11 protein-coding genes and 1 pseudogene are annotated in these 8,147 nt (G+C 34.0%); 6 read left to right on the forward strand and 6 right to left on the reverse strand.

What is annotated here, in order from left to right:
* Positions 1–48 precede the first annotated feature (48 nt).
* Positions 49–1,047: pseudogene (locus AC1DUW_RS16560) on the forward strand (IS1595 family transposase); the annotation flags it as partial.
* Here AC1DUW_RS16560 and AC1DUW_RS16565 read toward each other — a convergent pair.
* The gene (locus AC1DUW_RS16565; protein WP_477642988.1) at positions 1,016–1,615 is read right to left on the reverse strand and encodes a hypothetical protein; all 600 of its coding nucleotides are present in this window, start codon (positions 1,613–1,615) and stop codon (positions 1,016–1,018) included. The pseudogene AC1DUW_RS16560 and the gene AC1DUW_RS16565 sit on opposite strands and share 32 nt — an antisense overlap.
* A gap of 933 nt (positions 1,616–2,548) precedes the next feature.
* Between AC1DUW_RS16565 and AC1DUW_RS16570 the strand changes: the two genes are divergently transcribed.
* Positions 2,549–3,496 (forward strand): IS110 family RNA-guided transposase, encoded by a 948-nt coding sequence (locus AC1DUW_RS16570; protein ID WP_477642989.1) that lies wholly within the window; start codon positions 2,549–2,551, stop codon positions 3,494–3,496.
* Positions 3,497–3,501: 5 nt separating this feature from the next.
* Positions 3,502–3,780, forward strand: a complete 279-nt coding sequence (locus AC1DUW_RS16575) for a hypothetical protein (RefSeq protein ID WP_236694936.1) — start codon at positions 3,502–3,504, stop codon at positions 3,778–3,780.
* 161 nt (positions 3,781–3,941) lie between these two features.
* On the opposite strand, the gene AC1DUW_RS16580 is transcribed toward AC1DUW_RS16575, so the two are convergent.
* Positions 3,942–4,226, reverse strand: coding sequence for a hypothetical protein (locus AC1DUW_RS16580; RefSeq protein ID WP_053344594.1), 285 nt, complete (start codon positions 4,224–4,226; stop codon positions 3,942–3,944).
* 151 nt (positions 4,227–4,377) lie between these two features.
* Between AC1DUW_RS16580 and AC1DUW_RS16585 the strand changes: the two genes are divergently transcribed.
* A complete protein-coding gene (locus tag AC1DUW_RS16585; protein ID WP_242489084.1) occupies positions 4,378–4,467 on the forward strand; it encodes an IS110 family transposase in 90 nt (29 codons plus the stop codon).
* On the forward strand, positions 4,445–4,777 hold the full coding sequence (locus AC1DUW_RS16590; protein WP_477642990.1) for a hypothetical protein: 333 nt from the start codon (positions 4,445–4,447) through the stop codon (positions 4,775–4,777). The genes AC1DUW_RS16585 and AC1DUW_RS16590 overlap by 23 nt, the downstream gene beginning before the upstream one ends.
* Before the next feature lie 159 nt (positions 4,778–4,936).
* Here the strand turns inward: AC1DUW_RS16590 and AC1DUW_RS16595 are convergent, their stop codons facing one another.
* The 4 genes from AC1DUW_RS16595 to AC1DUW_RS16610 all read right to left on the reverse strand — a co-directional run bounded on the left by AC1DUW_RS16595 (position 4,937) and on the right by AC1DUW_RS16610 (position 7,521).
* Entirely contained in the window at positions 4,937–5,344 is a 408-nt protein-coding gene (locus tag AC1DUW_RS16595) for a YbaN family protein (RefSeq protein ID WP_477642992.1), read from the reverse strand.
* Between the two features lie 886 nt (positions 5,345–6,230).
* On the reverse strand, positions 6,231–6,794 hold the full coding sequence (locus tag AC1DUW_RS16600; protein ID WP_053345769.1) for a hypothetical protein: 564 nt from the start codon (positions 6,792–6,794) through the stop codon (positions 6,231–6,233).
* Positions 6,795–6,924: 130 nt separating this feature from the next.
* Positions 6,925–7,221, reverse strand: coding sequence for a recombinase family protein (locus AC1DUW_RS16605; RefSeq protein WP_161804915.1), 297 nt, complete (start codon positions 7,219–7,221; stop codon positions 6,925–6,927).
* Between the two features lie 138 nt (positions 7,222–7,359).
* Positions 7,360–7,521, reverse strand: coding sequence for a hypothetical protein (locus tag AC1DUW_RS16610; RefSeq protein WP_477642993.1), 162 nt, complete (start codon positions 7,519–7,521; stop codon positions 7,360–7,362).
* Between the two features lie 376 nt (positions 7,522–7,897).
* Between AC1DUW_RS16610 and AC1DUW_RS16615 the strand changes: the two genes are divergently transcribed.
* The coding region (locus tag AC1DUW_RS16615; RefSeq protein ID WP_477642994.1) for a hypothetical protein at positions 7,898–8,147 on the forward strand (250 nt) is incomplete at its 3' end.

The raw sequence follows: 8,147 nt of genomic DNA on the forward strand, positions 1-8,147 counted from the left end.
GATTATAGTTTAATATAATCTAATACAAGTTCAAGGAGGTGTTTGATAATGTGGAGATATGTGTATGAAGTGGTCAGTAAATTAAAGAAAGCAGATCAACAAGCCTTATTTAAGGCACTAGAACAAGATCTATATCCAAAAGAAGTAAATAAAATAGAGAAGTTACTTACAAAGATTAGGGAGACTCGCTTTTCTGCCGGTTTAGGTTGTATTCATTGTGGAAATATCAGTAAAAAGAAACGGTATGTATCGTTCCAGACAACGTTATTTATGTAAGGATTGCGGACAAACCTTTAATGATATGACAAACACCCCCTTTTCAGGTTCACGTTATCCAGGAAAGTGGTTGAATTACATTGAAATGATGATACACGGTGTTACATTACCTAAAATCGCTGATTATTAAACATTCATATATCTACCTCATTTTATTGGAGGCACAAGATTTTAAATGCYTTAGGAAGTCACCGGTTCAATCAATTATCTGGTATCGTTGAAAGTGATGAGACTTTCTTTCGTGAGTCATTAAAAGGTCGTAGATTTACACATCGAAAACCGAAAAAACGGGGAGAAAAAGATGAAAAACGAGGGATTTCAAATCAAAAAATTGCTGTAATTGTAGCACAAGATCGATATCACAATATTATTGCAAGAATCGCGGGAAAGGGTCGTGTAAAAGCAGAAGAAATAGATGCAGCTATTGGGGACCATATAGCCCCCTCATCTTTGATATGCACTGATGCAGCTACCAATTACAAAAAGTTTGCAGTATCCAAAAATATTAAGCACGAAACAGTTAATCTAAATCAAAATCAACGAGTAAAAAAAGTAATATACCACATACAATACGTTAATAATTTCCATCGTCGGTTGAAAGGATGGATGGAACGGTTTCAAGGCGTTGGTACGTATTATTTAGACAATTAACCCTATTGGTATTATTGGCTTGAATTACATAAAAACTATGCATTTGAAAAGCGAGTAGAGCAAATGCTTATTTCAGCTTGTCAAAAATCTAACTATTGCACAGTTGAATCATTAAGAGAAAATGAAAAATGTCTATTTGAAGTAAAGATAAAAAAGAAGAAACGGCATAAAATATCACACCAATACCTATGAGCATCAACATCATATTATTCTCTCTCAAATCGCCCGATTCTTTTTGCATCTCTTTGTAATATTTTGTCGTCACAAACACACCAGACATCAATAACACGGCACAAGCGATATAGATGTCCGCTCCATCCATCTTACCTATGTCGATGGCTAGTATCGCTATACAGTTTATAAAAAACACAAATAAATAAAGTGCTTTTTCCTTCAATTGTAATTTTCTACTTTTCTTTTTCGCCACTTTATACCAATGCCTCACATCTTCTCGCGATACATTCTGCGCAACAATAGCTTCTACTTGTTCCACATATTTTTTTCGAACTTCGACTGTATAAAACGCTTCGTATACTTCATCTTTTTTTTTCGAGCGGAATCTTTCAGACGACCGCTTTAAAATATCTTTGATTCCTATTTCAAATGGAACGTTATTTTTCACTAAGTGTTCGATAATTGACAGGACAGCATCTTCTGAATGTCCAATCAATATATTCTTTTTAAACAAACTCAGCACCTCTTACGAAACAAGTTAAATTACGCTTAATTATACTATTTCATTCGACCCCATAATCCAAAATATAACATACTCTTTTAAATATCTGATGCTTTCGTTTAGCAACAATCTTTGAGAAAACAGCCAATTTTTAATATTCATCTTTTACCCTCCACTACGAATTGCATTGGAAAACCTTGCTAGAATCAGGTTTCCTCCGGAAGATTAGATCTGAAGAATATCCGAATTTATGTATGGTGTACCGCCAACATTTTGACGTAAACCTTCGTTAAGAGTTTATATGGAATTAAAAAGACGATTTGTCCTACTCTATGTGAAAAAGTTGTATTTTTGTTTCTTGTTAAACTCCCTCAGTTAATTAGACAGCAATAAAAACTCACAAAATAAAATTAGCACGATTGAGGGCTAAACATAAGTGAATAATACGATGAAAATAAACATTGAAATTTTTTGGGACATGGTTAAAAATCCAAGGTATCTAAAAAGGTTCAAAATTTTCTACTTGAAAATGGCGACCCTTATAATTTTCTGAATCGAAGTATTCCTTTTGCATCCAATGGATATCTCCTCTAACTACTTGTGAAATCCAAACTTTTTATCAATCATTTCTTCTTTAAATAACCTATCCCTTTAGMTCCATAAGAAACTTCTATGGCGGCGATTCTCGCCACCACCATCTAGCACGAAAACCTGCTCTTTACCCAAAATAAAGTCTAACCCATTAAACCCTTGACAATAATGGATGATAACAATACAACCAGGCTGAACTTTTTTTGGTGGATCTTAAGGAAGATACCCTGTATAAGAAACTGGTTGTGACAGTATTGAAGAACCATTTAGTGTACTACAAGTACGTATACAAAAATTTTTGTAACAAATCTCCTGTCATTTGTATTGTTAATCTTTTTTTGAGGTGATTCTCCTATGGAAGCAATGATTGAACGGTGTGCTGGCCTAGATGTACACCAAGAAACAGTAGTAGCCTGTGTACTATTTGGTCCATTAGATAAAAAGCCAAAAACCTCTATTGAAACGTTTTCAACTACAACAACGGGACTCTTGGCTTTAAGTGATTGGCTAGCTACCCTTCAGGTATCCGATGTTGTGATGGAAAGTACCGGAGTCTATTGGAAACCAATATGGAATATACTCGAAGGTTCTTTTCACCTTGTTCTTGCCAATGCCAGACATGTCAAAAATGTTCCTGGGCGTAAAACGGATGTGAAAGATGCCGAATGGCTTGCCAAGCTTCTAAGATGTGGACTTATTGAAAGCAATTTTGTTCCACCGGAGGATATTCGTGATTTACGAGATCTTACTCGTTATCGAAAAAARTTGATTCATCATCGCACTTCAGAGCAGAATCGCATTCACAAAATTCTTCAAGATGCTAATATCAAGCTAACATCCGTATTATCAGACATTTTTGGTGTATCGGGACGCCGTATCCTTGAAGCGATTCTAAACGGTRAAAAAATAGAGACCGATGGTCTTCGAAAAATGGTGGATTGGCGAACAAAAGCAAGTATTACTGACATTGCCAGTGCAATTAATGGCCGTATTCGCCGTCATCATCGTGATATGTTGCGTTACCATTGGGAGCATATGAGTTATTTAGAAAAAGCCATAGAAGAATTGGAAAAACAAATCGATCAACTCCTGTCCCCMTATCGTAAGGAAGTAGAATTATTGGATGGWATACCTGGTGTGARCAAAGCTGCCGCAGCTACTTTTATTGCAGAGATGGGCGTTGATATGTCCGTATTTAAGTCRGCTAAACATCTTGCCTCTTGGGCTGGTGTGAGTCCCGGAAATTACGAAAGTGCTGGTAAAAAAAAACGAGTAAAACCACACAAGGTAACAAAGCATTAAAAACGATGGCCGTAGAGTGTGTACTGGCAACCTCAAGGCAAAATAATCGAATGGCTTCACATCGAAAAAGGATTACCAAACGACAGGGGAAAATGAAGGGACGAATTGCTTCTGCTCATTTACTATTGACGATTGCTTACAACATCTTAAAAACAGGAGAACCCTATCATGAACTAGGCTCAAATTACCTTGAAGAAAAACAAATGAACAAAGAATTAAAAATGATCGAATACCTAAAAAAGAAAGGCTATACAATCGATCCATCAGAACAACAAACTGCATAACCAGTTAAAATAACGACATAGTACATTTACGTCCTTCAAAAAATTAGAATATGGTGGGCTTATTTTAGTATGGCCTTTCACGAATATGTTTTCATACAAAAAAGGCTGCCATATCTGACAGCCCACACTCAATGATCTCACCTTTGTTAGTTCATGATAAATCAAATATTCTTGTGCAGTGCTTTCTGAGCTTTTTGTTCATCTTCTTTTTTAACAAAAACATCATATTGAGTAGAATCCATACGATTTTGGAGATTTTCGGAACCTATATTTATTGGAGTTTTAGTTTTGTATGTTATTCCTTCGCTTTTCAGTTTGGCAACCACCTTAAAATAATTCTCATATCCAAATGTAGTATAGATACATTTCCAATACCTATTTGAAATTAGTTGGGTAGTTACAATAAACACAATCACAAAAACTAGAAATGCAATTATTATATACACCTTTTTAGCTCCTCTTCTTTTCGGATTCTCTTAAAAAATGTAAGTAAAGGATATATATTACATTATATTCTTTCGCATGTGTACTATTTCCTTCTAGAACCATAAGAAAAAGGCTGCCGCAGCTACTTTTATTGCAGAGATGGGCGTTGATATGTCCGTATTTAAGTCGGCTAAACATCTTGCCTCTTGGGCTGGTGTGAGTCCCGGAAATTACGAAAGTGCTGGTAAAAAAAACGAGTAAAACCACACAAGGTAACAAAGCTTTGAAAACGATGGCTGTAGAGTGTGTACTAGCGACATCAAGGCAAAATAATCGAATTGCTTCACATCGAAAAAGGATTACCAAACGGCAGGGRAAAATGAAGGGACGAATYGCTTCTGCTCATTTACTATTAACGATTGCTTACAACATCTTAAAAACAGGAGAACCCTATCATGAACTAGGTTCAAATTACCTTGAAGAAAAACAAAATAACAAAGAATTAAAAATGATCGAATACCTAAAAAAGAAAGGCTATWCAATCGCTCCATCTGAACAACAAACTGCATAACCAGTTAATATAACGACATGGYACATTTACGYCCTTCAAAAAATTAGAATAYGGTGGGCTTATTTTGTATGGCCTTTCACGAATATATTTTCATACAAAAAAGAGCTGCCGAAGCAACTCCCTTATTGAAGTAAAGCACCCGTTATTTGAAGAAAATTTTCAAGTAGCTCTTTGTTTCGTACTGTTTCGGTCAATTGTCTTAATTTTTTTAATGAAATAATAATGTTTGTAGAGTGCGAGCACTACCAACAGGATTTTTACTAAAAGGATGTCCACATAAAATACAGAAATTACGATAAAGAAATCGGCAACTAAATTGATTCTGATTTTCTCTTTTAGAGTCATACCTTTTTTTTGTAGGAATGCTTCAACGTATTTTTCATATAATGAGGTGCTTTTGAACCAGTTTTCAATCGACTTGGAACTTTTTGCAAAGCAAAAAGCAGCGAATAAGTAAAACGGACCGCCTGGCAGAACAGGTAACACAGTCCCTGCAACACCAATCACAAGTGATATGAATCCAAGAAGCAAARATAGGATACTTTTTACTTTTTTAATTGTAATCACCTTTTTATTTATATTCTATTCCCTTATAACGTAAAAGGGAAGTCCAATTTATTCAACATCACTGATTAGTATCTTACCATTTTCTTATTGACTCCCTCAGTTTAATACGATTTTCTCACAAATACGCGCTTTGTCCATATAGATTTTTCGCCTTTATTATTGAAAATTGTTATCCTAATCTTAATTACACATTTTACAATGAGGAGAACACTATATCCTCCAAAATGATAAATGAATCGAAATATTGGTTAAAGTGTAATAAAATCAATAATACTGAACTCGGAGAAAACATTAATACAAGTTTTTCATTTTAACCAAATCTAATTTGAATTTTGGTAACAAATGACAATAGAAAAGTATCATGATACAATGTCTCGATACTTTTCTATTTTTTAATCTATGTCTTAGTTTAAACATTCCTTAACTTCCTAAGCCAAAATCTTTGTTGCGGTTACTCCTTTAACAAATTATAAGATATGATTGTCGGTTTGAAATAAGTTTGATCCAAAGTATGTTGAAATATTGTTCATTGAATTTCTCTCCATATTAAATTTTATCCCCATTTTTAACATTTTTTAAAGATTTAGTAATAGATTTTTCCGCTTCTTCTTCACAATCTTCTCTATATACTTTAACATAAATAGCCAATTCCTTTTAAAGTGATATTCCACAATCTGGCCTAAAATGAAAAATGAGCGTCTATCCTTTTTCCAGGATAGCGCCCGATTGCGAAAAGATCATTAATCAAATCGATATTTACATAAAAGCTTATTTAACATTCTTACTCCTTTAATACAATAAGAGCCTCCGTAACGACAGCTCMTATAAAGACTTGCCTTCATTAAGTTTGATGACGAGATCCCTCTTTAAGGTTTGAATGCCCTTGTTATTTAAAGTCAATCAAGTTAATGTTATGGTCTTTGAATAGATTAGGGTCTTTTTCTCGATAATACCTTTCAGCAGATAGACAAATGCACTCACACAATTTGTCTATATTTACTGTGACTATTTTTGTCTTTATTATTTTTGAGTTATTATTAGTTTGGTTTACCCAAGATAAACCAGTTGAGTCTGCTCCACTTATTGCTAATTTAAATTCGTATGAATAATGAAAATCTGAGTCTTCTTTGTCGCCCCAGTTTTTTATATCCGAATTTCCATCATGTAAGAAAGAACAACGTAGAGAATTACACATTTCTCCTGTAAAATATGGATTCTTTGCTTTAGCGAAATCATTTGTCCAACCTGTGTTGTCTGCATAATATTGGTTTACCCAATCATCAAACCTTACTGCATATTGTTTTCCTACATTACGTTTTCCGTTGTTGTATTTAAAATGTGGATATTCAATTTTCCCACAAATATCAGGTAAAGTTAAAGATAGTGCAAGTGCTGATAAATAACTTTTATTATTAAGAGCTAGGTTAATGTCCTTTATTTTATCTAGCATATTATCTCCCTATTGTTTTTATTTAAATTATTTTAGATGGCGACATATTTTTATATATTTGGTATTTTTTCCACCTCATAAAATTCGTAGTATAGCTTTGAAATAAAGTTTGATCAAAGATAGCTAGTGCCTACTCTTCATATTCCTTCATGATTTTATAAAATGTATTTTTATATAGATCCATTTTATTCATAAATTCAACTGCCGTTATTTCATTCTTTTTCCATGATTCATATTTAGTTATTAAAATTGCTTTCTGTTTCTCATTTAATGATACTAGGCTTATTTTCGGTCTGCCTAGATGTTTGCCTTTTGCTTTGGCCGATTGAATTCCTTCTCGTTGCCTCCTATTAATATCCTCTCTTTCTTTTTCAGCAACGAACGAAAGAACCTGCAATACTATAGTAGTATCAATGGTGACAGGCACCACAAAAACACACTGTCCACGCGGTGTGGACAGTCATCTGAATGTGATTTTTTATACTATGAGATTTTTATTTATGGCGGCAGTTTTTGCAGACTTTGATGGATTGGTTTGTTTCAGTTTTGTGCGGGTAGAGAAGCTTTACTCCTGTTCTTTCACACAGTGGGCATGTCCCTCTGCCATTTGAAGGCAAGTAGCTGATTGTTTTTCCTCGGTTTCTTTTTGYCATTCCCCATCATTCCTATTCATAATAATTCTTGTTTCTTTATTAAATGTTGGACTGGCACAAAGGTTGATAGGCATTTAATGGTTTTTAACAATAGAGCCGCAATTCACATGAAATATATTACAACTTTCCTTTTACAAAATTAAACAAAAAGCAACAATATTAAACAATAAAAACAGTTGATTATCAATATACAGTTTATGGGAATTATAATGGAATAAAATCTAGTAATTTTGTGCTCCTAAAATTACTAGATTTTTCGAGTGGCACAGTACTTTTTAAATAGGAAAAACAACCTAAAATTTAACCTTCTAAAATAAAGTATTATATTTTCTCAATAAAATTTTTGTAGACAGGATTTTTAACTGCCCCTGATTTTACGACAAGATATTAAGTACATTCAATTTACAATAAGCTTGTATTAAAATTTCTAGCATTTTGGGGGTGCAGTTTTTGACAAAACAGAAAAAGCAGAAATGGAAAAGGAATTTAGTGGTGATGACTGCCATAACCGGACTAGGGTTCTCTACATTTTATCCAGGCCTAAGTATTCCGGTTGCAGCGGTCGAACAGCCTGACCAGCCGATTCCTAAGGAAGAAACGGTCTCAATTGTTCAACTTGTAGTACCAAATGATAAGGCAAAGGACAAGCTTCTTGAGCTTGGAATTGACCTTACCCACAGAATCGAAGCACACGACGGAG

It is taken from the genome of Peribacillus sp. P4_C12, from assembly GCF_056402095.1.